The sequence below is a fragment of the Acinetobacter sp. WCHA29 genome (assembly GCF_002165335.1).
GTDB lineage: Bacteria > Pseudomonadota > Gammaproteobacteria > Pseudomonadales > Moraxellaceae > Acinetobacter.
Map to the genome: position 1 here is coordinate 51846 of NZ_NHRQ01000012.1, position 23981 is coordinate 75826.

The 23981-nt window shown below is 38.6% G+C and carries 19 protein-coding genes; 5 read left to right on the forward strand and 14 right to left on the reverse strand.

The window, feature by feature from the left end; translation table 11 throughout:
- The 12 genes from cobU to ybaK form a co-directional block, all read right to left on the reverse strand.
- A complete protein-coding gene (gene cobU / locus CDG59_RS09590) occupies window positions 1-519 on the reverse strand; it encodes a bifunctional adenosylcobinamide kinase/adenosylcobinamide-phosphate guanylyltransferase (protein ID WP_087545026.1) in 519 nt (172 codons plus the stop codon).
- Window positions 520-521: 2 nt separating this feature from the next.
- Window positions 522-1145, reverse strand: a complete 624-nt coding sequence (locus CDG59_RS09595; RefSeq protein ID WP_087545027.1) for a 2'-5' RNA ligase family protein — start codon at window positions 1143-1145, stop codon at window positions 522-524.
- A gap of 85 nt (window positions 1146-1230) precedes the next feature.
- Window positions 1231-3357 (reverse strand): bifunctional mannitol-1-phosphate dehydrogenase/phosphatase, encoded by a 2127-nt coding sequence (gene mtlD / locus CDG59_RS09600; RefSeq protein ID WP_087545029.1) that lies wholly within the window; start codon window positions 3355-3357, stop codon window positions 1231-1233.
- 195 nt (window positions 3358-3552) lie between these two features.
- Window positions 3553-4809 (reverse strand): MFS transporter, encoded by a 1257-nt coding sequence (locus CDG59_RS09605; RefSeq protein ID WP_087545030.1) that lies wholly within the window; start codon window positions 4807-4809, stop codon window positions 3553-3555.
- Window positions 4810-4834: 25 nt separating this feature from the next.
- Entirely contained in the window at window positions 4835-7105 is a 2271-nt protein-coding gene (locus CDG59_RS09610; protein WP_087545032.1) for a TonB-dependent receptor, read from the reverse strand.
- Between the two features lie 9 nt (window positions 7106-7114).
- Window positions 7115-8350, reverse strand: a complete 1236-nt coding sequence (actC, locus tag CDG59_RS09615; RefSeq protein WP_087545034.1) for a putative ferric acinetoferrin MFS transporter permease subunit ActC — start codon at window positions 8348-8350, stop codon at window positions 7115-7117.
- On the reverse strand, window positions 8347-8718 hold the full coding sequence (locus CDG59_RS09620; RefSeq protein ID WP_087545036.1) for a hypothetical protein: 372 nt from the start codon (window positions 8716-8718) through the stop codon (window positions 8347-8349). The genes actC and CDG59_RS09620 overlap by 4 nt, the downstream gene beginning before the upstream one ends.
- The gene (gene acbD, locus CDG59_RS09625; protein WP_087545039.1) at window positions 8715-9353 is read right to left on the reverse strand and encodes an acinetoferrin biosynthesis acetyltransferase AcbD; all 639 of its coding nucleotides are present in this window, start codon (window positions 9351-9353) and stop codon (window positions 8715-8717) included. The genes CDG59_RS09620 and acbD overlap by 4 nt, the downstream gene beginning before the upstream one ends.
- 27 nt (window positions 9354-9380) lie before the next feature.
- On the reverse strand, window positions 9381-11198 hold the full coding sequence (gene acbC, locus CDG59_RS09630; protein ID WP_087545041.1) for an acinetoferrin biosynthesis protein AcbC: 1818 nt from the start codon (window positions 11196-11198) through the stop codon (window positions 9381-9383).
- The gene (gene acbB / locus CDG59_RS09635; protein ID WP_087545042.1) at window positions 11195-12676 is read right to left on the reverse strand and encodes an acinetoferrin biosynthesis monooxygenase AcbB; all 1482 of its coding nucleotides are present in this window, start codon (window positions 12674-12676) and stop codon (window positions 11195-11197) included. The genes acbC and acbB overlap by 4 nt, the downstream gene beginning before the upstream one ends.
- Window positions 12669-14453: an IucA/IucC family protein gene (locus CDG59_RS09640; protein ID WP_087545044.1), complete on the reverse strand. Its 1785-nt coding sequence runs from the start codon at window positions 14451-14453 to the stop codon at window positions 12669-12671. Before CDG59_RS09640 ends, acbB begins: the two co-directional genes overlap by 8 nt.
- Before the next feature lie 315 nt (window positions 14454-14768).
- A complete protein-coding gene (ybaK, locus tag CDG59_RS09645) occupies window positions 14769-15236 on the reverse strand; it encodes a Cys-tRNA(Pro) deacylase (RefSeq protein ID WP_087545046.1) in 468 nt (155 codons plus the stop codon).
- A gap of 161 nt (window positions 15237-15397) precedes the next feature.
- On the opposite strand from ybaK, the gene CDG59_RS09650 reads away from it, so the two are divergent.
- The 4 genes from CDG59_RS09650 to CDG59_RS09665 all read left to right on the forward strand — a co-directional run bounded on the left by CDG59_RS09650 (window position 15398) and on the right by CDG59_RS09665 (window position 20018).
- Window positions 15398-15703, forward strand: coding sequence for a hypothetical protein (locus CDG59_RS09650; protein WP_087545047.1), 306 nt, complete (start codon window positions 15398-15400; stop codon window positions 15701-15703).
- Between the two features lie 196 nt (window positions 15704-15899).
- On the forward strand, window positions 15900-17273 hold the full coding sequence (locus tag CDG59_RS09655) for an ABC1 kinase family protein (protein WP_087545049.1): 1374 nt from the start codon (window positions 15900-15902) through the stop codon (window positions 17271-17273).
- 236 nt (window positions 17274-17509) lie between these two features.
- Entirely contained in the window at window positions 17510-18796 is a 1287-nt protein-coding gene (locus CDG59_RS09660) for an acyl-CoA dehydrogenase family protein (protein ID WP_171295025.1), read from the forward strand.
- A 22-nt stretch (window positions 18797-18818) separates the two neighbouring features.
- Window positions 18819-20018 (forward strand): acyl-CoA dehydrogenase family protein, encoded by a 1200-nt coding sequence (locus tag CDG59_RS09665; RefSeq protein WP_087545053.1) that lies wholly within the window; start codon window positions 18819-18821, stop codon window positions 20016-20018.
- Between the two features lie 69 nt (window positions 20019-20087).
- Here the strand turns inward: CDG59_RS09665 and gorA are convergent, their stop codons facing one another.
- Together gorA and CDG59_RS09675 are read right to left on the reverse strand one after the other, a co-directional pair.
- Window positions 20088-21440: a glutathione-disulfide reductase gene (gene gorA / locus CDG59_RS09670; RefSeq protein ID WP_087545054.1), complete on the reverse strand. Its 1353-nt coding sequence runs from the start codon at window positions 21438-21440 to the stop codon at window positions 20088-20090.
- Window positions 21441-21595: 155 nt separating this feature from the next.
- Window positions 21596-22840 carry an alkane 1-monooxygenase gene (locus tag CDG59_RS09675; protein ID WP_087545056.1) on the reverse strand — a complete coding sequence of 415 codons (1245 nt, stop codon included), beginning with the start codon at window positions 22838-22840 and terminating at the stop codon, window positions 21596-21598.
- A gap of 188 nt (window positions 22841-23028) precedes the next feature.
- Here CDG59_RS09675 and CDG59_RS09680 point away from each other — a divergent pair, with 188 nt between their 5' ends.
- Complete coding sequence (locus CDG59_RS09680; RefSeq protein ID WP_087545058.1) at window positions 23029-23961, forward strand: AraC family transcriptional regulator; 933 nt, start codon at window positions 23029-23031, stop codon at window positions 23959-23961.
- Window positions 23962-23981: the final 20 nt, after the last annotated feature.

A 23981-nucleotide genomic window follows, 5' to 3' on the forward strand; every position in this document is an offset into this window, starting at 1 on the left:
TTATTTCTCATCTTTTAAAATCATTGGGAAACCTGCCACACAGAACACCACTTTATTTGCTAATTGCCCTAAAGCTTGATGTAAACGTCCCGCTTCATCCACAAATCGACGGCTAATTTCACCCATAGGAACGACACCCAGTCCAGTTTCGTTACTCACTAAAATAATATGTGATTTGAGTTGGGGTAATAGGTTTAAAAATTTGTCTGTTTGCTGCTGTTGTAATTCAGCATGAGCGGATAACAATAAATTGGTGAGCCATAAGGTCAAACAATCCACCAAGATCACTTGATTATCTTGATCTAATTGCAACAGTTGATCCGCAAGAAAAATAGGTTCTTCACACAATTGCCAATCATCAGCACGTTGTTGTTGATGATGCGCAATACGCTGCTGCATTTCAGTATCTAAGGCCTGCGCCGTTGCAATATAAATGACCGATAAACCTGTCTCTTTGGCTGTTTGTTCTGCCAAACGACTTTTACCTGAGCGCGCCCCACCTAAAATTAGTTGCAACATGTCTAACCTAGTTCAATTTGCCGATAAGGATATAGGAATCCTTGTAAAATCTGTGCTTTATAATAACCAAAAGTCAGTTTTTTAACCTCAATATTTATAGTTTTTACCGAAAGTTGTTGCATCCGCTGAAGTACAATATCACTCAGCCAAGCTTCACGATACAAGCCTAAAGTAATATGCGGACAATATTCGAGTGCTGCAATTTCCCCAGATACTTGAGCAAATTGTTGACGAATTAGTTCTAGTACGCCCTGATGATCTTTAATCTGTAGAAACAAAGCACTACTAAAGCTATCGATCTGTATGATTTCAAGCTCAAAAGGTTTGAGCTGTAATGCTTCAATCAGCTTGATCTGCTGCTGTAATTGTTGAATCTGAAAATCGTCATCGTACTGATGAGCTGAAGGTTGTAAGAAACCACAAACAAATAGTGTAATGTGATATTGGCGTTGCTGTATAGCAAGTAATAGATCAGAAAACTGTGTTTGAATTTCATCTAAATATTGAATCAATTCAGGTTGATCAATCTCAATATACCAAAGCCCATAATCTGAACGGCCCTTGTGCCATTCGGGATAATCACGTATTTCGGTCGCAATCAACTGGGTGTCTGCTTCTAATAACACAACTTTAGCATTCTGTTTAAAGTTGTGTTATTCAAACATAAACCTAGATCGAAGTTAAGCTGCTTTACACTATAATCACTAATGCCTAAGCGGTTAGAGGTTTCAATTCCTCAGATTGTTGTGACATGAATACTTCGTCCTTGAGCTCTGTCTGAACCCCTTGATAGAGCTGGTTTAACAAGGCTTTCTTCTGATTTTCAGTAATGTCCATATGTTCGATATTGCTCTGGACATGCTTTACAATCTTAATCTCGTCCAGCCCAAGCATTTTTAGTGCATAGGCATAGCCATAAATTGCACCTTGCATTAACTTCTGATAAGGAAGTTGTTGCTGTACATGAGATTCTAAACTACCTAAAACACGCTCATTCAAATTGAGTTTACTAAGCGGATCACGAGCTACACGTTCACATGGATATTTATAAGCAGATCGACATGAGTTTAAAAAACTCTCAGCCATTCGATCCAATTGCTTTTTTTGATTTGGGATTAAATTAGCTAAACCTAATTTAACCTCATCAACCAGTCTTTCAGCATATTGTCGAACTGCTAAATCAGCCATCGCAATACCAATCGTCTCATACCCATTTAAACTGGCATACCAAGCAAGCATCACATGACAGCCATTCCACAAACGATTTTTAATGATTTGAATCTCAGAAATCTGATCCACCAAAATCATTTGACGCATTTTGCTCAACAATGGGCTGCGATTTTCCACATAAATCGGCATATCCATTTCACTATGGAATAGGATCAGATCCATATTTTGTAAGAATTGCCCTGTTTGAAACTGCCCACGCATGTCTTCTAAACAATGGGTAATCTGCTGTTCTTGCTTTACAGTCAGAGCAGTTTCCTCTGAAAGTTCAATCGTTTCTGGATTGAGATCATTTTGATATTGTTTGAACAGATTATGCTTAATATTGAGCTGACGATATAAGGCCTGATCCGTCAGTTTTGACACCATTCGATTGACCACGGTATCGCAAAAATAATGTTCACTTAAAATATGTTCTGCAATATCTTCATTCGTCATGGAAAGTAAGGCTTCACGGATGTGTTTCAAGACCAAATACTTTGCACACACTTTATTGAGAATAATCAAAAAGGTAATGGGCTCATTATTGTCCGCATCTGCTGACATAAAACGGGCGAATAGTCCCTTCGCAATCGTTTTCGCCTCGGACTCAATCGCTTGTTCTGGTAAACACAGTGCAATCAGGCTAGATTGCATATACATCTCTAACATCTGCTGTTCATTGTCAGCATCAATCACAGTCAGATTATCAATACGCTCATCATAACAAGACTGACCATATCGAATACTATAGCTACCAAAACTGTTCACTGATTCTAAATATAAGCGATTTCGGGTTGATGCCAGAATGCGTTTTGGGCGTGTGTAACCATCCCAATAGGACAAAATCTGTGCCACATATCCCCCACCAATAGCACCAAAGCCATGAATCCCAACAGTCAACTGATTGACACTTTGCGGAAATAATTCTTGTAATTGTGGCATACCTATTTCAGGGATATATTGATCCAAAGCATTCAGGCACTCATACATGTCCTGATAGTAAAAATTTGCTTTAGAAAGCATCTGATCATTGGGTTCTTTAATATCTTTGAATAAAATCGTGATTCCGCCTGCATCATAGGCTGAACAAATACCATTCTCCGAGTCTTCAAACATTAAACATTGTTGCGGTTGTAGATTGAGTTTCTGTGCGGCTTTTAAAAAGATTTCTGGATGCGGTTTACCTTTTTCAACTTCATCCCCACAAACCAACAAATCAAAAAATTTATAAACATTGGCATTAATTAGATATTCTTCTGCAATCGCACGACGACTGGAAGTCGCAACTGCCATTTTTAAACCTGATTTTCTTAAGCGTTCCAGAACTTGAATCAGTCCTTTTTTAATCGGTACACCATTTTTTCGCACAGACTCTAATTCAACCGCATCTGCACGTTTACGAATGGCAGTATAAGGAACATCTGTACCATAAAACTTTTGTGCTAACTGCTCCGATGCTTTGGCACTTAAGCCGAGACACTGCATCAAATATTCATCTGAAAATTCCTGTCCAATCAGCTCTTTTGATGCCTGTTTCAATGTCTGGAAGCGTAAATGCTCGGTATCAAACATTGTTCCATCAATATCAAAAATTGCCCCCTGAACAGGATAATCATGAAAAATCAGCATTGTTACTCCTCTGTTTTGTTATACTTTTTATAGAGTAACTAAAAAATAGGCTTAAAATTCAAATAGTAAACAAATGAAACAAATCTGATTAAAAAATAAACATAAAGACGACTCATAACAGCAATATATGACTGAAACAGTCGGAATACTTGCATTATGAGAAAAAAGATGAGTTGTTTTTAACCAAAATCCCTTTTATTCATCAAGTAGCAATGCAGTTTCAGCTTCTTTTCGAATCAACATCCAACTAAAATAAAGGCCAATCGATAGGGTTAAGAACAGTAATAAATAGAATGGGAAATGGGTATTAAAACGGTACAAAAATGTACTGAGTAAGGGGCCAACAATTAAACCTAATGCCTGTATCGCCGTACAAAAACTTGCCATTTTAACCTGTGATTGCTGAGATACCGCTTGGGCAGCGCCTGTAGTAAATGCAGGTAATAAGCACGCCATAGAAATACCATAAAAAATATAACTGGCCTGAAACACAAAAATTGTAGGTGTGTAGAGTGAAAGTAATAGACCAAAACACATGGTGACTAAACCAATAATCACCAAACTGTTTAATTTGAGTTTAAACACTTTCACGATTAAAAGTTGGGTCAGCACCAAACAGACCCCGACAACCAACATGCATTGAGAAAAATAAACTGCACTCTGTTGGCTACTGAGATAAAACTTATCCTGAATATAAAAACCTGCCGTCATATTTAAAGTCACAATTGCAACATAAGTGACAAAACCTAGAGTTAACCAGATCAGACTTTGCTTCAGAATTGGCTCATTCACTCGTGCATTATCTTTATCTTGTTGCGGATTGAATGACTCAGCCTGAACTTGCGGACTTTTACTAAACAGGATGCAGAGTGCAATACTGACTAAGCCAAGTAAAGCCACAGCAATCCACATTGGGAAAAGTAAACCACCAAACAATAAAACTGAGGTTGCAAACGGGCCGATAATCATCCCAAAACTATTCATCGCACCAAACATCGCCATTTGCTTGCTACGTTCAGCGGCTTCACTCGCATGTGTCATTACATAGCTTTGCAGACCAATTTGTGGCAAAGCCATAAAAATACCTGTAGAAGCACGACTCAATACCAGTAAGATAAAAATGAATAACGTGGGGAAAATCGCTTGTGATCCAAAATACAGAATCAAGGTGAAAATAGCCCAAGTAAAGGTCATTCCCCAAAAACCATAATTGACCAGTTGCTTGGGAGATAGCTGATTTTTCTTTTTCGCAATCCAGATCGAGGCAATCGCCATACAGATTGCCCCTGCTGAAACAATCACACCACCTTGGAATTCAGATAAATGTAATTGTCGTGTCAATGGGGCAAGTAAAGGGAGAATCATGGAAAAACAAGTTCCATTGATCAAAGCAGCTAGCGCTAAAAACTTTAAATTATTGTTCATCATGAAAATCATCAAAAGAAAAGGCATCTAAACAGATGCCTTTTTGATTAGATTAGTATTTGAGGGTATAACTCAAACCATAAGTACGACCTTGTGCAGCTAGACTAGAAATATCGCCATACACGGTCGAAACTGCTTGGCTATATACAGACTTATAATCAGTATTCCAAACATTATAAACTCCAAATCCTAAAGTACCCGGACCGGCTTTCGCATTGGCAATCACATCCATCACTGCAAAACCTTTAATTTCAGCAGGCGGACGACTGCCATTTTCAATGGCTTCTTTACGTGCTTTGTCTGTACCGCCAATTGCCAAGGTTTGAACACGCAAACCTAAACCATCGTTAAATTGCCAATCTGAATAGACAGTTCCTTTTAACGGTGCAACACGGATAGCATCTAGCTCTTGCCATTTACCACTGGAATTTTTAAATTGACCACGTGTATAAGCTAAAGTACCACCGACATTCCATGCATCAGTCACCGCATACTTCACATTACCTTCTAGGCCATAAACACGCTCATCGGTATCAATCACTTCAATCGCAAAGTTTGGTGGGCCAAATTTCAAAGATTTATCTGATTTGTTATAGAACGCCGTAAGTCCTGTAGTTAAAGCATTATCCTGTAAACGCCAACCTAACTCAAAGCTATTCACTTTAATTGGATCAATCGTTTGATTGCTTACAACAAAGTTTGCAGGAACATCTCTCAGCATACGTTGTACGTCAGGTAAGTTTGCCCCTTGAGAGAAATTGGCAAAGACTTGTTGAGCATCTGTTAAATGATAAACAGCACCTAAGTTAAATAAAGTCGCATCATGCTTGACTGACCCGCCTTTTAAAGTCTTAGGGTTATATCCTGAGACGAAATCTGCAACCATCGCTTCAGAATAAGGAACAGAATCTTGTACTTGGCTATCAATTCGTTCATGGCGCACGCCGGCTTGTAGGTTTAAGCGATCACTGACTTCAAATTGGCTCTGTAAGAAGAAACCAAGCTTCTCAGTATCCACATCTGGACCGAAACCATAATTATTTAATGGTTTGAATTTCAAACCATTACTACTCATAAATGTATTCAAATCATATAACTGGGCTGTTGCTTTGCCTTTTTCCTTATCAAAATCCATTCCATATGTTAAATGTAAAGCTCGCTCTGCAAGGTCCAGTTTACTCTGTAACGCTAACCTTGCACCAAATACATCAATATCCGTCTCAGACTGGGTAACAATATATGTTCCTCCTCCTGCAATCGATGTATGTGCCAAAGTATTTGCACTCGGATAGAATCTACCTTTTTCAGTTCGATAGTAAGCCTCCGCATTTAAAGTCTGACCAAAGAAATCTTGGTTTTCATATTGTGCATTTACAGCTGCACGTTTCGTTCTTGGCTGAGTATTAAGTTCCAAACCTTTGACTGCTTTCTGGCTTGGTTTTGCACCTTTAACCAATAAAACAGCTAAACCTGGTCCATAATCTGCACCATAGTCACTGTCTTGTTCATCATTATAATATTGCGCACCAACGCTAATACTTTGCTTGTCAGTAAACTGCCAACCTAAACGGCCATTAACATCGATAGTTTCAGTATCTTGACGGTCAGTCTGAGCAACTTCAGGCCCAATTCGATCGCCATGACTGTCTTGAATCTCACCGCGTTTGGTATAGCTTGCCCCAAGGAAACCATTCCACCCCCCTTGTTTAAATGCAGCTGATTGATATGCTTCATAAGCCAAGGCATCATTTTTAAAGTTATCGCCTGAAGTTACACCAAGTTTTGATTCAAAATGAACACCCTCGGTCGACCCTTTTTTAGTAATGATATTGATGATCCCGCCTGTTGCACCAGAACCATAAATACTACTTGCACCAGAGACCACTTCAACACGCTCAATCATATCTGGGCTAATACTATTTAATTGACGTGAACTATCACGCGAACCCGTTTGTGGTACACCATCAATCATATACTGGACTGTACGGCCACGCATGGTCATTCCATAGTTACTGGTTGTGCCAGAACTTGGTGTTAGCGATGGAACGAGTAAACCTAAAATATCTGCTGTACTTTTACCCGCAGCGGCTTGTTTTGCAATATCTTCTTGTTCAATGCGATACACCGTACCGGCAATTTCAGCAATACTTTGTGCTGAACGCGATGCAGTCACCACAATAGGTGCAAGTTGGGTTGGTTTCTGACTTGTTACAGCAGCAGTCGTTTGAACAGATGCATCTGTTTCAACTGTTTGGGCATATAGCTGAGTACTGATTGCTAAGCTTAACAGCGTTAATGATGTCGAAAGTGAACGTACTTTCATAAATTACCCCTAGGTGAGTTGTTCCGTTTGTTTTGCTTTGTGGATTAAGACTTGGCTGAGCAAGACGCTCAACACAGATGCTGCTGCGAGAATGAGATAGAAATTTCCATAACCAAATGCTTTGACCAAGAAACCAGACATTGCACCGCCAATGAAATAAACCAATAGTTCGAAGCAAACTAAAATCGTAAAATCAGTACCAGCTTGTTCTTTGGAGCTGGTCTGCATGAAATGTGCATACAAGGCTGTCATCGCGATGTAGCGAATGGCAAGAATGACAATGACAAAGCCACCAAGAAGTAAATGCCATTGATTCAACCAACTGAGCAAAACGGCTACACCCAACAAGGCGTAAACCAAACTTCGTGCCCAACCAGCCCAGATCAGCAATTGTGTTGCGGCTATTTTTTTTAATAAAAATGCTGCTGAAACAGCGGCTAATAATCCAATCCCTGCACCTATTACTGACATCAGCACGCCAATCTGTGCCAATGACCATTTCTGATCAATTAGCATCGGATTCAGCATCGCCATAGCTGGTGCTTCGACAATTCGATAACATACGATCAAGGCTAATGCCCATAACATTTCTGGACGTTTAAATGCACGGATCAAACTTGGCGGCTGTTTTGAGATTTTCTCTGTACTTGATTTTTCTTTAATTTGGAAAATAGCCAACATCGTCAATGCTGTCATTGCGGCTAAAGAAATCAGTGCAGTTTGCCAACCATAAAGCTGATACAGCCATAAAGTTGCTGCTCCACCAACCATACTGCCAAGCGCAACACCTATACTTTGTGCCATACTGCCTAGTCGATACTCAGATTCTGAAAAGGTTTCGACCGTATAGCCATCAATTGCGATATCTTGAGTTGCAGCAAAAGTTGAAATCCATAAACCGACAATAACAAATACACCAAGACCGTAATCGAATTGGGTAAGTGCCAAAGCAACGACCCCCAACACCAAAGCTATTTGCGTAAACAAAAGCCAAGTTTTACGTTTACCGAGTTTTTTGAAATAAAAACGATCGATTAGTGGTGCCCAAAAAAACTTGAATGCCCAAGGAATATAGAGCAGCGACAACATGCCAATCCAACGTAAATCTACGCCTTGATGACGCAGAATCGCAGGTAAGGCCACATTATAAAAATACAGTGGTAAGGCATGCGCGAGATATAAAACCACCACGACACTCAGGCTCAAGGCTGAGACTTTCTGAATATTTAATGAATTTTGATTCATAAATACCTCTGCAAAGCCCATTGTGTGGCTTCAGCTTTATCTACGCTCACAAAATATGGAACATGCCAAGCTTTGTGCAGAGCTGGTGTATCCAATCGAATACGATCTTCTTCATCTTGAGCAATACGAGCAAAACCCAAGCAATATTGGTAAAAATCTTGTTTATATTGTTTATACCATTTGCCTTGGATTGCTCTATATTCTTCGGGAAATTCAGTATTTACATCGGTTTGCATGATCAACACGAAATTTTGCTTATGTTCGAAATAGTGCTGAATCCGTGCTAACCATTGTTCAAATTCTGCAACAGAGACATTCGCCGCAAAGCGCATGTTTAAGATATGCATTTCATTGATATATAAGCTCATGTAACACTCAGGAGTTTGGCTGGCTGATCTGCTAGCTGTTGTTGTGATGTTTGGTAATAATCCCCAAACTTGCTATAGAAAGTTTCTCGGAAGCAGTAGTACAACATCGCTGTTTTTTCAGGCATCGGTATTAAACGTTGGCTTTCATAACAAAGCTCTGCCACCACTGCTGCATAAGGTTTAACGGTATGATCTGGCTCACCCACAATTTTTTTAGCTTTCGAATGTTCAAAAATGTAAAAGCTGAGTAAACGAATGGTTGGGCGCAAGAAGCCTTTGCCAAACACGGATTTGTCACCAAACAGGAGATGCCAACCGAGATCATTGTCATCACCATCGTAATAACGGCCTAAACGATCTCGTTTACCCTCATAAATTTCGGTATAGCCCACATCTTTGCCATCAATTCCGACGATTAATAAACGGTGATGGTCATCTGCTAACATTTTGTCGAAGTAAACTTGTAACTCTAGTTCTGATTTATTTAACTGCCACTGAGGAATTACATGTGGCTCATGCATCCATTGATGTAATAAAGGAATATCCTGTGGATATTGCACTTGGCGTAAGTAGTACTGTGTACCATCTTCAAAGTATTCAAAATAATCTGGTAATTGCTGAGAGATAGTTTTCATATCGAACCTATAAAATGACGAATAAAATTAGCCCGCTTTCGCTTGGCATGGTTGTTCTGCCCATGTTTTCAATGTTTCTGGGCTAACTGGATTTGCAATAGGATCAAGGAAGACAGGAACAGGACGTTCTGCTTCATCGTTATAACTTGTGGTAAATAGACGTACACGGTTTAGACAAATTTTGGTGTAACTTGGACGCAGCATGGCGAATTTATCAGCACGTTCAGCCAGTTCTGGATGTTTTTGGTTAAACTCAACAATCGTGTTGGAAATGGTCTGCCAAAAATCAAGCTCAGAATATTCAGGATAGTCTTGCAAGAACACATTACAGATATAACGGTAATGCACCATGAACAGACCTGTAAAAATAAAATGGCTTAGATCGGTCGCTTCGTGACGGAGTAATAAGTCTGCTTCAGATGGTAACTGGGTTAATTCAGGAAAATCCTCATCCACTAAATTAATGTCGTCAATGAAGTCTTTTAATACCATTGCTTTCGGCACACCATTTTCATGTACCAACATCGTGTTTTCGCCGTGTGGTGAAAATGCCAAACCATAGCGATACAAGCAAAGTAACAATGGACACATGCACACTTGAGCAAATTGAGCTAACCAAGCTAAAGGACTTAATCCTGATTCTTTGATCAGCACGCTCAGGATCGATTGACCAGAAATATCACGATGTAATAGAGCTGCTTGAGAGAGAACTTGTTGTGATGAATCAATATAGCGATCAACACTTTCACGCCACAAACAACCAAATAGTTCTTTAAATTGATATGGTGCGCCGTCAATGCGGTCAAAACATGGCTGGTGAATGGTTAAAGTTGCAACCTCCCCCAAGAAAATCACACCTGTATTTTGTAAGTCTTGATCTTGTTGATGAATCTGTTTTAACCATGCGGTCACTGCTGGAGCAGCAAGATTACGTTTTGAGGGTAATCCACGATAAACAGCAGTATTAAAAATACTGACTGGCAGTTTAATGTAATGACGTTGTAGATTTGATGTATTGCATAATGTGCGAATGGACTGCATTGGCACATAACTATCTTGACTGATATTCAGTTCAATAATTTTCTGATCAACAATTTCATTGGCATAAGTTGGCACGAGCCATTGGTGCCATTGCCATGCATGTACGGGAATCAAAAAATAATTTTGTGGGTCTAGATTTTTTTCTTGGAGAATATTGATGAATTGCTGTAGTTCATTGGCATCAAATTCATGTTGATACAAATCACATGCACTCCAATCTTCAGTACTTCGATACTCTGCTAAATCACGATGCACAGCTAACCACAACACTTTAACTTCAGGAGAAAGTTCTGGCGCTGAGCTAAGATAATCATCATAACCAAAACCCATACGCCCCTTACTCATGATGAGCCACGGATGACCTCGTAGCATGCCTTCAACTTTGTAATGAGGCTCAGTCAAAACCGCTGTGCTTGGCAAACGCGTTTCATTGAACAAATGTGCTTCTGCCAACCAAGTATTATTCATTTCTTTGATCAAATATGCTTTGGTAAATGGCTTTACATTAGAACTGTCAGACATTGCGACAATAAACTCATGTAAGTTCCAAGCAGGCTGATCATTTTCCTGACTATGAGTCACATCACGTACAGAAGCTTCCTGAATATTCCAATGTCCGAGTAGATATTGATGTCCTTGAAATTCATACTGACGATTGCCTAAATCTAAGCGATAATGCCCTGCTGACAATGCTTTAACTTCAATAATTTCTTCATATAGAAACTCTGCAATCGCCATTTCAATAAGACGTTGCCCTGCGGCACGCCATTGCTGCTGATTAATTTTTAAAGTTGCAAAGTTCATATCAGTTTCTCATAAGTTGAATGTACAGAAGCAGTTTGTGTCCGTGTATTAGCACCACGACGATTAGGGTGCGTTGTCATCACGTTCTGTTCTGTTTTCTTGAAAATTGAATGGTTTTTATTGGCAGAATTTTCACAAACGCACTCTTTTGATTGTGCTTTGTCGTCTGACATACAAATTTTTGGATTTTGAGAGAGATTAAAGTGTTGGAATGTCTGCGCTTGATTGCCTAATTCATAAAGAGGTTCAGCAAGCAGTTGATTAATGATCGTTGCTGCACGATAAGCACCAAGACCTAAATCAGGCGTGCCGACACCATGACTATGCATTTCTTGATTTTGAACAAAGATATGGCCATTCAACCTGTGTACAACGCGATAGTCTTCTGTAATCTGCCAACGCTGTTTATGATCAAATTCGATGTATGGCTTGAGCAACTGCATAAAACCAAAATCAGGTGTGAAATAACCTGTTGCGGCTACAAGAAAATCACAGTCGAGATGAAAAGACTGAGCTGTAGCACGATGTTCGAAATGCAGTCGGATTTTTTGTGTATCCAATACTTCCGCATCTTTCAAATCACATTGACTATGCAAATGTGTCTGTATGCTTTGACCTGCAATGCTACGGTGATAAAGTCTTTGATAAATTTCCCGAATGGTTTTTGCACTAATCCCCTTGTATAACAAGGCTTGCTGCTTTAACTGCTGTTCCTTCTGCTGCGCAGTCAAATCATAAAAATGTTGAGCATAATCTGGACTAAAATGTTCCAAACCTAATGGCGCATACTCCATTGGGAAGAAACCTTGAGAACGAGTAAACCAATGCAAATCAAACTGGTGATTATCGGTATCTTGCTGTTCGTCAAACAAGTCGATAAACACTTCAGCTGCGGATTGCCCCGAACCTAGTACAACAACATCGCCATGTAAATCTGTATCTGCATGCGTCATATACTGTGCTGAATGCAGACATTGTTGCGGACGGACTTTCTGAATCTTTGCCAAACATTCAGGCAAATATGGCACATTACCACTTCCAATCACTAAATGACGGCATAAATAACTTTGCTGAACACCATTTGATTCAACGACTACTTTAAAACCTATCGTTTGGGGTTCAATCCTCAAGACACGAGATTGGTATTCGATACAATCAAGTTGTTCTGCAACCCATTGGCAATAATGGTTGTATTCACAACGCCGAATATGTGGCTGCTCTAGAAAATAAAACTTATACAAGCGTTGCTGATGACGTAGATAATTCAAAAAGCTAAATGGACTGGTTGGATCAACCATCGAGACCAAATCAGCCATAAACGGTACTTGCAATACCGTATTAGGTAGTTGCATACCTGCATGCCAATCGAATTGCGCCTTTTGCTCAAAAAACACGTAATCGAGTGAGCTTTTGTTTTGTAGCAAACTAGCAAGACTTAAATTAAAAGGTCCTAGACCAATTCCAATAAAATCAAGCATAACTGACATCCTTCTGTGAAATACGCAGTGGATTTGGCAGTTGCACGTAAACAGACTGATTTTCGACAGGCGCGATCAATTCGTCTAACTCATGCAAACGTGTCAGCAAGTTACCCTTATAAGGCAGAGTTGAATTGAACAGTAATCCTTGCAATAAGGTGCTATCAGGATATTGTTGTAATTGTTCTTCTAAAAATTCAGTTAAATGCGCTAACAATTCATCTTCAGTGATATAGCCTGTCGCACCGATGGCATTAATAATCCCAAACAAAGTATTGCCGAAGAAATAATAACTAAAACGTTCATCAACAAAATCTTTAGGCCCGACGGCAAACGCATTTTCTTTCAGCTCAGGCAGCGCTTGCAGAATTTCAGTTGCAAACTCTTCGATATAATAAAAACCTTGGTTATCACGTAGCCATAAGGTTTTTGGGAAATGATTCTCTAGTTCCAACAGCACATTCTGCTGATGTGATTCAAATGCCATGCCATGGCGATGATAGACATACATCAATGGTTGCAAACTGACTTCAAGGAAACGATTAAACCAATCCAAAGCAATTTCTGAGAAATCGGTTTCGTGATGTGCTTTTGCAATTTTTGCAAATAAAGCATTAAAACGATTTAAAGATTTGCTTGGATGATCCTGACACAAGGATGCAATACAAGTGACTTGCTGTTGAGGATGAAATGGCTGATCACGGAAAATACAGATACTTTCATTCACCACTTCATCATCAATTTTTAAGGCAATCCAAGCTGGGTCATTGACTGCCTTTAAACTTGGAAATTTTTTTAGAATATTCTGACCAAACTCACTGTGCCATAGACGATGAGTGAGTTCACCACGATGGCATTCTTTGGCTAAATTCACTCGAATAGAATTGGTAATCATCACAGAAAGAGATGGCTTCACCATCCACGGAGCGTTGAAGCTTGCCAATGTACGAATGGATGTTGTTGGAGAGAATTGCCAGCCACGTAAACCTAAATCAATCAATTGCCCTGTTTGCTTCAATCGTTCAAACCAAGCTTTACCCTGTAAATAACGAGCTTGCCAAGGATGCAATGGGAGTAATTTATATTCGCTATGGGTTTTAACTAGATTGAGATCATTTTCAGATAAATACCACTGTAATGCCGTTTTTAATTGCGCTGAAATAGGTTCATCAGTCGCACTACCTTCCGCAATGAAATCTTGGTGCACTAGCCAATAATGAAGTTGTGTCTTGCCTTTGTGTTCAGGTGAAAACTTTAGCCAATCCTCATGCACAAAACCTGTTCTACTTTTCGGCGCTGGGTGCATGCTATGCCCCAAAATCAATGCCTGTTCAGTTTCAATAAAGCTTTGACCAGCTTTAACCAAGTCATCAAAATCAGCTTCACGTTGTATTAAAAACTGTTGCAGTGCATCACGGCTTTGAATCCACTTTTCTAGTAAAGAAGCAGCATCCAAAGGTAAAGACGATTCAGAAACTAGTTCTTCAAGTAACAACCCAACGATTGCAACTGGACTAAATGATTTTGGCTGACCTGAAATTACGATTTGAGGAAGATTAGCTAACCGATGTCTACCAACTCGGCTGACATAAGATAATGGGAAATCACATTGAGCATGAATAGAATTAATCGGAATAGATAACAGCGTCAAACCTTGGCTAAACGCTTGTTGTTGCGGACTTTGCTGTGTTTTATTAAGCAAGTGACCTTTGCCAGTTTCTTGCGTATATGCGTTGACGAAATGTTGTATCGCCAACCGATTGGCAAGTGATTGCATCTGTCGGTATCCTCTATAAAGAGAGAGTTAGTTTTTTTCGAATGTTTGAGCTCTAAACAAACCTTATTACAATGCTATTCACCGTAATTGCTATTATTAATGATAATAATTATCATTAATAATAGCAATTATAAAATAACTTAGCCTTTTGAACTTAATACTTTGTTTTTTATGCTGAAAAATTAATTTAGATCAAGAAAAATACAAAAGATAATAATTCTAATTATTAAATATTTTAATTATGATTCATTCTTTTATTGTTTTTATAAATCAAATAAAAAAGGGCTTTTATGTTTTATAGCCCTTTTAAAGATATTAACAGTCTAAAATATCTGAAAATGTAGCTTCCAGTAACTTAGCTAGATCAATTGGGTTAAGACCAATGTCCAACCCCCTTTTTCCACCACTTACATAGATCTTATTTAATGATTTCGCTGTTTCATCTATTACAGTTTTGAGTCGTTTTTTCTGCCCTAGAGGACTAATTCCACCTACCAAATAACCAGTTAAACGTTCAGCATCTTTTGGATTGGCCATTTGCAACTTCTTACACCCTACTGCTGATGCAACTTTTTTTAAATTTAATTGATAATTCACTGGTAAAACTGCGATGAAATAACTTTTTTCATCTGTGACCATTAATGTTTTGAAGACTTCTTCTACACGTAAATTGAGTTTTTCAGCAGCTTCTAAACCAAAACTCTTCGCGTTAGCATCATGTTCATATTCATGAATCGAGAATGCTATTTTATTCTTTTCCAATAACTTACAAGCTGGTGTCATTTGATATTTGGGTTATTTCGATGATACTTAAGTTTGATAAGTGTAGCATTTTAAAAAAAATATTTTCAATTTACTTAGGCTATTTTGAATAGTGTTCTTGATAATTATTTTTCAAACCTTATATAAAGACTGAATGCAATTGAGAAAGGCGCAAAAACTTCATGAGTTATAAACATAATAATCTGATGGCGATGCGTCAAAGCTACTGGGATGATGAATCTTCTTCTACCGTTCAAGCTGAAAAGCAATTTCTCCGTGATACTTTGGTTGAAGAAGGTATTTTCGAGAATGCGACTTTAGACGACACCAAGTACTTTTTCTTCACATTACCCAGTATTCTTATCGTGAAAGCTCATGCTTTAGGTTTTCATCATAGTATTGTCAAACGTATGTTGATTAAGCATATACATACAAACCGAGCAGCTCTAATGCGTAAATCAGCCCTTAAAATTCAGTTTAAAATTTAGTACATATGTATAAATAGCTGACTTAAGCGACCTCCAATTTACTTAGGCTATTTAAATATTGTTGACTTAAATCACAAATTTAGACTGATAATTCAAGCGATTGAACTATTTTAATACGTTCAAACGCTGTAATATCCACTACAATTTAACTCTCGGCTTTCCTCCTCCTCCGATTTCAGCATAGGATTTTTCTTTCATGTCAGATCAGAACGATAAGCTCAAGAATCTAAAAACCTCGTCTGTGGATCGTCGCTTATCTATTGCAAAAGCTTCTTTACTTGCTGGAACTCGTTGGGCAACTGCAAGTGCTACCTCTATGTTTTCTAGTGAGGAAGAAAAAGAGAAAAAGCGTAAAAAAGCCATGGCTGAACAAGCTCATTATTTAGTTTCTGAAATAGGAAAACTAAAAGGATCAATCGTAAAGATTGGTCAAATGATGGCTTTATACGGCGAACATTTCTTACCTGAAGAAATTACACAAGCATTAAATACACTGAACAATCAAACTGTCGCACTAGCTTGGCCTGCAATCAAAGCGCATTTGCAAGAACAGTTAGGTTCAAAATTAGATGAACTCACGATTGATCACGAACCAATCGGTACAGCCTCACTTGCTCAAGTTCATCGTGCGACACGTAAATCAGATGGTTTAGAACTGGTTCTTAAAATTCAATACCCTGGTGTAGCGGAAGCAATTGATTCTGATATGAATCTATTTAAGAACATGCTTAAACTCACACGTATGGTGCCACAAACTCGTGAATTTGATCAGTGGTTTGATGAAGTTCGTGGAATGATGCACCGTGAAGTGAATTATGACATTGAGGCAGCGACAACTCGACGTTTCGCAGAACGCTTGAAAGATGACCCGCGTTATATTGTTCCACAAATTGTTGATGAGTTCTGTGCTGACAAAGTTCTGTGTATGACATTTGAGCGTGGAGTACCTATCAACAGCCCTGTTATGCTTTCTTTACCTCAAGATCGCCGTAATCAACTTGGTGAAGCTTCACTAGAAATTGCAGTACGTGAGCTGTTCGAATGGGGTGAGATGCAAACTGATCCTAATTTTGGTAATTACCTTGTCCGCTTAGGCAATGGTGATGATGTAAAGGATAAGATTGTATTGCTCGACTTTGGTGCAATTCGCCAATTTGATGACAATCTACTTTCTGTCGCACGTAATCTTATCCATGCAGGATATGATCATGACAAAACTGCTATGGTTAAAGCGATGACAGGTTATGAATTTTTTGATTCGATGCCTGAAAGTGTAAAACCAGGTATGGCGGATGTGTTTTTAATTGCGACCGAAGCTTTTAGTAACCCAAGCAACAATCCTGATATGCCTGCTGGTGTGATGGATGAACAAGATCGTTATGATTGGAAAAAAAGCCAATTACATAGTCGTGTAATGCAACAAGCTGCTCAGTCTATGGCTTCTCGTTATTTCTCAGTACCTCCTAAAGAATTTATGTTTATTAGCCGTAAGTTCATTGGTGCTTATACCTTCATGACAGTGATTGAAGCTAAGACAAATGTTCGCAAAATGATTCGTCAATTTGCATAAACCAAATTAATTCAGTCATATTGACCAATCTGCTCTGTCAGTTTGGTCAATTTTTTTTTGCTATAATTTTTTTTAATTTTTTTAAATTATTTAAAAACATAAACTTATTTATCTTTATTCACTTAATTAATCCTTTATCCTTCTAATATTGACACGTCAAAGAAGACATAGTTTTTTTAGCTTTAGCATGCGAGCATAAATTCACAATCATCCTCTAGGATAAAATCATGTCAAATATGATGAATAAGGCTCAAGGTCTCGGGCTATCATTGATCACTAAAATCGCAGGAAGCGAAGTGCTCGATCAACTCAAATTAAGAAAGTTTGTAGAAAAGTCTCTATACCAAGGTTCAAAAACTGGTTTTAAAGTTCTAACAAAAACTCAGAAAGCTTTTAAACCGCAATCAATTGACAAACAACGTTTACCAAATCAAGTTAATAAAAATCTATTTGATTTAGGATTGACTGAAGAGCAACAAATGACATCAGATGCGATGTCACAATTTGCTCAGGAAGTGCTTTACAATTTAGCACATGATGCAGATCACCATGCACAATTCCCAGAACAACTTTGGCAGCATTTGGTTGATTTAGGCTTGAACTACTATGCATTACCTGAGGCTTTAGGTGGTGTTGCCGCAGAACAAAATATTGTCAGTAATATACTAATCGCAGAAAGCTTAGCTAAAGGTGATTTCAGTTTAACAGCAGGCTTGCTCAGCACATTTAGCGTGATTAATGCCATCACTCGTTGGGGATCAACACAAGTACAAAGTATGTATTTGTCTTGCTTTGCTGAAGACACAGATATTACAGCGACATTTGCATTTCAAGAAGCGACCCCTGCATTTAATCCATACCAATTAAAAACGAAAGCCACTGAACAAAATGGTCAGTTCTATATCACAGGTGAAAAGACTTTAGTCGTTTTAGGTGATACTGCTGATGTCTTCCTTGTCAGTGCAGAATATAACGGTCAACCTGATATTTTTGTCGTGCAATGTGATGAAAGCATTGCCATCAAATCAAATCCAGCGATGGGTCTAAAAGCTGCTGAAACTGCTATCTTACAGTTCAATCGAACTCCAGCTTTACGCTTAGGCGATGCTGATTTCGATTACACAGCATTTGTAGATCTTGGTAACTTGATGTGGTGTGCGATGGCTGTAGGTACATGCGAGGCGATCAAAGCATACTGCATCAAATATGCAAATGAACGTACAGCTTTCGGTGAGCCTATTTCTCATCGCCAAAGTGTTGCCTTCATGATTGCAGATATGGCTATTGAAATTGATGCAATGCGCATGTTGGTGCTCAATGCAGCAAGCTTAGCTGAAGCGGGTCAACCATTTCATCGTGAAGCTTACCTTGCAAGACTTTTGTGCGCTGAAAAATCTATGAAAATCGGTACGGATGGTGTACAGATCCTTGGTGGTCATGGTTTTACAAAAGAACACCCTGTTGAACGTTGGTATCGTGATTTGCGTGCTACTGCAATCTTACATTCTGGCTTACATGCTTAATTGATCATTCGAGGATATTACAATGAATTTACAAAATCCTAAAAAATTCAAAATGATGGTCGATCAGGCACATGAAGTTGCTTTGAATGTACTGCGCCCAATTTCAAGAAAGTATGACAAAGCCGAACATACCTATCCAAAAGAATTGGATATGTTGGCATCATTAATTGATGGCATGAATGAAGGTGGTGAAGGAATAAATGCAGGTGCTGCCGTTGGCAAACGTGGAGAAACTGAGTCAGGTAACAAAAACGGCAATAATATGTCGACTGCTCTCGGTATTATCGAAATGTGCTATGGCGATACGGGTTTATTGTTAAGTATGCCTCGCCAAGGCTTGGGTAACTCTGCTATAGCGGCAGTAGCAAATGATGAACAACTTGAACGTTTCAAAGGAACTTGGGCTGCCATGGCGATTACTGAACCTGGTTGTGGTTCAGACTCAGCGGCTATTCGTACAACAGCAACCAAAGATGGTGATGATTACATCTTAAATGGAGAAAAAATCTTTGTCACTTCTGGTGAACGTGCTGACTCAGTTGTAGTTTGGGCAACTCTAGATAAAAAGCTGGGTCGTGCTGCGATTAAATCTTTCGTTGTACCTAAAGGTACAGTAGGTATGAAAGTTGAACGTCTGGAACACAAGCTCGGAATTAAAGCCTCAGATACGGCGGTGATTAGCTTTACGGACTGTCGTGTACCTGCTGCAAATTTATTGGGTAATTCAGAAATTGATGTTGCTAAAGGTTTTGCTGGTGTTATGGAAACTTTTGATAACACTCGTCCACTTGTTGCAGCAATGGCAATCGGTTGTGCAAAGGCATCATTAGAACGTATTAAAGAAATTTTTAAAGATCAGCTTGATCCTGACTACAAAACGCCTTATTTGCAAACCTCGAATTTGGCTGCTCAAATCTACCGTATGGAAGCTGAGTGGGAAGCTGCTCGCCTACTTATGATTAAAGCCACATGGATGGCTGACAATAAAAAGCCCAACTCTAAAGAAGCTTCAATTGCCAAAGCCAAAGCTGGACGTGTTGGTAATGAAATCACCCTAAAATGTGTCGAATTAGCTGCAAGCGTGGGCTATGGTGAAGATGAGTTATTAGAAAAATGGGCACGTGACTCAAAAATCCTTGATATTTTTGAAGGTACGCAACAGATTCAACAGCTCATTATTGCTCGTCGTGAATTGGGTAAATCTTCGAGTGAATTGAAATAAATACCCATTTTAAACAAAAAATTTAAAAAGGACGTTATTTACGTCCTTTTTATTTCCATATAGCGCGCGCTATCGCATCGTAACAAACTCTTCCGCAGATGTTGGATGAATCGCAACGGTATTATCAAAATCTTTTTTAGTCGCTCCCATTTTTAAAGCAACCGCAAAACCTTGCAGAATCTCATCCATACCAAAACCGATACCGTGAATACCGACAATTTTTTCATTTTCACCCACACAGACTAGCTTCATTTTGGTCGGCTGACGATGTTGCGTAATGGCGCTATACATCGCAGTAAATGATGAATTATAAACTTTCACAACTTGCTGACCATATTTATCAATCGCTTCTTGCTCAGTTATCCCTACTGTTCCAATCGGAGGATGACTGAAAACAACCGTTGGAATATTATCGTAATCTAAATGCTCATCTGGCTTATGATTGAATAATCGCTCAGACAATTTACGACCTGCTGCAACTGCGACAGGTGTAAGCTCCATTTTCCCTGTGATATCTCCCACCGCATAAATGCCTGTTTGGGATGTATTCTGGAATTTATCGACTTGAATATATCCTCGATCATCGAGCTGGACATGGGTCTTTTCTAAATTCAAGCTCGCCGTATTTGGCTCACGGCCTGTTGCCCAAATCAAGCAATCGACAGTATGACTTTCGCCACTTTCTAAATGTAATATGACAGAGCCATCGGCATTCTTGGTGATTTTTTTAGGAACAGCTTGTGTACGTATAGTAATTCCATCTGTTTGCATCACTTCAACCAAAGTTTCACTTAAGAAAGAGTCAAAACGTCGAACAGGTAGATCTTTACGGATAAATAATCCAACTTGTGAACCTAAAGAATTAAGTACCCCAGCCAATTCAACTGCAATATAACCCGAACCAATCACGGCAGTAGTTTTAGGTAAAGCCGTTAGTTCAAAGAAACCATTCGAATCAATGCCATATTCAACACCATCGATATCAGGCAATGATGGCTGTGTCCCCGTTGCAATCAGGATATGATCTGCTGTGAATTTCTCACCGTTGACTTCGATAGTATTTTTATCAATAAAATGAGCTGCACCATGGATTAAATCAACTTTATTTTTGCTTAGGCTATTTTGATAGGACTGATGAATACGATTGATATAAGCCTGTCTATTGTTAATTAAAGTCTGCCAATCGAAAGATTCAACTTTACTATTAAAGCCATAATCAGGACCATATTTTTGAATTGATTCAGCAATATGTGCTGCATACCACATGACTTTTTTAGGCACACAGCCGAGATTGACGCAGGTTCCACCAATTTCAGCCTTTTCAATCAAGGCGCATTTCTTCCCATACATCGCAGCACGGTTAACTGATGCAATTCCACCACTACCACCACCAATCGCAATATAATCATAATGTTTTGTCATCATCGCCTCATGCTGTCATTACACAATTATTTTTAAGTACTCTTTATAGATATACAGCAACATGATGCAAAAACTTTTGTTTTTTAAATTTTTAATACAAGAAAAAAGCACTGACCATGAATGATCAATGCTTCTGCTTTGGGAAAGCTTTTGGGTTATTCAGTTGTTACAGCTTTAACTGAAGTTTCAACTAAAGATTGATCCACGACACCAAATTTCTTAAATAGTTTTGCACGACGTTTTGGATAGATATTGGCTTTATTCAAATCACCTTTGTAGTGATCAAATACACGCTTATCCATCATTTTTGACCATAGTGGTGGAATTAACGCAGGCAACAGCATACTTGCATAACCACTTGGCAGTTCAGGTGCTTCATCAAAATGGCGCAGTGCTTGGAATGGACGTGTTGGATAAGCATGATGATCTGAATGACGCTGTAATTGATATAAGAATAAGTTAGTCACAATATTGTTATTGTTCCAGCTATGCTCTGGCATCGTACGTTCATATTTACCATTCTTATCTTTTTGACGTTTTAAACCATAATGTTCAATATAATTAATGATTTCAAACAAGCTAATACCGTAAAAAGCTTGAGTCGCTAAGTAAGGAATGACACCTTTACCGAATAATCCGATCATTGAACCATGAAAGGTAGCACTCATTCCCCAGCCTTGCAATAATTCATTTTCAGTTGACCAAAATTTTTTACCTTTACGTTTCAAACGATTAGTTTCAATTTCAATAGCAGATTTGAAAGAACCAATGACTGTACGTGGCCAAAACTCATAGAATGTTTCACCCATTTGTGAAGATGCTGGATCTTCAGGTGTCGCAGCGCGTTTATGGTGTCCATACGGATGTTCTACACGGAAATGGTTATATCCTGTTGGTACAAGAGCAAGATGAGAAAGAATATGATCTATACGATCATGTTTATGGCTAAGCTCATGTGCAGTATTGATTGCGATACCATTGATCGCACCCATTGAAATACCCAATAGGATTTTATCGATAAATGAAGTTTCTTTACGGCTAGATAAATAACACGCGTAAAAATTAGCTGCATATTGTAATGGAAGAAAGCTTTTCACTAAGCGTGAATAATACGGATCTTTTTCAAGTAGTTTAATATCTTCATCAGTTGGGTTATTTGCGTCTTTTCCAATCAATGCGTCAATTGCTGGAATAACGATGTGCAAAACAATTGGCCCGCCTAATGCAAAGATTTTTTTCAGTGGACGAGGTGCAAATTGATAACCTGCTAAAATGCCAATTCCAATTGCAGGTAAAGCTGGGCTAATTGCCCATAAATAACGTTTACGATCCAATTCAGTTTTCGATTTTGAAATGCTTACTGGCGTAAGTTCTTGCTCAACATTTACTGGTGCATTCATCATCTTATCCATGTCTTTGTATATATGTATATTTTGATGAATTATGAATTTCATGACAGTTGCAAGCGTCCAAAAAACCTATGTCAAAGTCTTTGGCATCATCACCCCTGTTTTTGTCCTAAAAACACATATTGAGTTATTGCAGTAGCTCTCTATAATTTAAAATGAATACATAGTTTTAAAATCATATGGATGCTTTAAGTAAAATATTTGCTGATATACATTTAAATCACACCGAATATATCTACTTGAAAACTCAGGGAGAATGGAGTTTTATCTGTCAGGATCAAACCGCCCTGATTGTTTATATTGTTTTAGTTGGTTCAGTTTTCATTCAAATTGATTCACAAAATAGTTTAACTGCTCATGCTGGTGAAATTGTCCTAATTCCTTCTGGAATAGCACATACGGGTGCCGATAACTCCATCAGAAAGCTTGTGAATGCAGTCGATATTTCAAAATTGTTTGATGGACATAAAGAAGATGCTATTGAATTCGGTACAGATTCGTCAGAGAAAAATCTTATTTTAAGTGTTCGTTGTCAGATTGACACCATCATGGCGCGCCCTTTTATTCAAGCGTTACCTTCAATCATTCATATTCAACACGGAGAAAATACAGCACCTGAATGGTTACAAATTGGTTTGCACTTTTTAGCATTAGAGACACAAAATATTCAGGCTGGCAGAGATATTATTATTGATCATCTTGTAAATATTTTATTGATCAAATGTATAAGAGATCATATTCAACAGATCTCAAATCAACATGGATGGCTAAGCGCTTTAAATCATCCTGAGCTCAGCAATAGCCTTGCTGCAATTCATAACCATCCTGAAGATGCATGGACAGTTGAAACCCTTGCTGAACAATGTTGTATGTCACGCTCAAAGTTTGCCAGCTTATTTCATGAGGTGATTGGCGAATCACCACTTGCCTATTTGCAGCAACATCGTATGCGTCTGGCGAGTCAATACTTGCGTAAAAGCAATTATTCCATTCAGCAAATTGCCAATAAAGTGGGATATTCTTCAGAAACAGCCTTTAGCCAAGCATTCAAACGAACTTTTGAAGTATCACCCAAGCAATATCGACAGCAATTCATCGAAGCAGAAAATTAGAAAATAAAAAAAGACACCGA

Coding starts and splice junctions, on each gene's coding strand:
- cobU (WP_087545026.1), bottom strand. CDS start 519: ATGTTGCAACTAATTTTAGGTGGGGCGCGCTCAGGTAAAAGTCGTTTG.
- mtlD (WP_087545029.1), bottom strand. CDS start 3,357: ATGCTGATTTTTCATGATTATCCTGTTCAGGGGGCAATTTTTGATATT.
- CDG59_RS09605 (WP_087545030.1), bottom strand. CDS start 4,809: ATGCCTTTTCTTTTGATGATTTTCATGATGAACAATAATTTAAAGTTT.
- CDG59_RS09610 (WP_087545032.1), bottom strand. CDS start 7,105: ATGAAAGTACGTTCACTTTCGACATCATTAACGCTGTTAAGCTTAGCA.
- actC (WP_087545034.1), bottom strand. CDS start 8,350: ATGAATCAAAATTCATTAAATATTCAGAAAGTCTCAGCCTTGAGCCTG.
- CDG59_RS09620 (WP_087545036.1), bottom strand. CDS start 8,718: ATGAGCTTATATATCAATGAAATGCATATCTTAAACATGCGCTTTGCG.
- acbD (WP_087545039.1), bottom strand. CDS start 9,353: ATGAAAACTATCTCTCAGCAATTACCAGATTATTTTGAATACTTTGAA.
- acbC (WP_087545041.1), bottom strand. CDS start 11,198: ATGAACTTTGCAACTTTAAAAATTAATCAGCAGCAATGGCGTGCCGCA.
- acbB (WP_087545042.1), bottom strand. CDS start 12,676: ATGCTTGATTTTATTGGAATTGGTCTAGGACCTTTTAATTTAAGTCTT.
- CDG59_RS09640 (WP_087545044.1), bottom strand. CDS start 14,453: ATGCAATCACTTGCCAATCGGTTGGCGATACAACATTTCGTCAACGCA.
- ybaK (WP_087545046.1), bottom strand. CDS start 15,236: ATGACACCAGCTTGTAAGTTATTGGAAAAGAATAAAATAGCATTCTCG.
- CDG59_RS09650 (WP_087545047.1), top strand. CDS start 15,398: ATGAGTTATAAACATAATAATCTGATGGCGATGCGTCAAAGCTACTGG.
- CDG59_RS09655 (WP_087545049.1), top strand. CDS start 15,900: ATGTCAGATCAGAACGATAAGCTCAAGAATCTAAAAACCTCGTCTGTG.
- CDG59_RS09660 (WP_171295025.1), top strand. CDS start 17,510: ATGATGAATAAGGCTCAAGGTCTCGGGCTATCATTGATCACTAAAATC.
- CDG59_RS09665 (WP_087545053.1), top strand. CDS start 18,819: ATGAATTTACAAAATCCTAAAAAATTCAAAATGATGGTCGATCAGGCA.
- gorA (WP_087545054.1), bottom strand. CDS start 21,440: ATGACAAAACATTATGATTATATTGCGATTGGTGGTGGTAGTGGTGGA.
- CDG59_RS09675 (WP_087545056.1), bottom strand. CDS start 22,840: ATGAATGCACCAGTAAATGTTGAGCAAGAACTTACGCCAGTAAGCATT.
- CDG59_RS09680 (WP_087545058.1), top strand. CDS start 23,029: ATGGATGCTTTAAGTAAAATATTTGCTGATATACATTTAAATCACACC.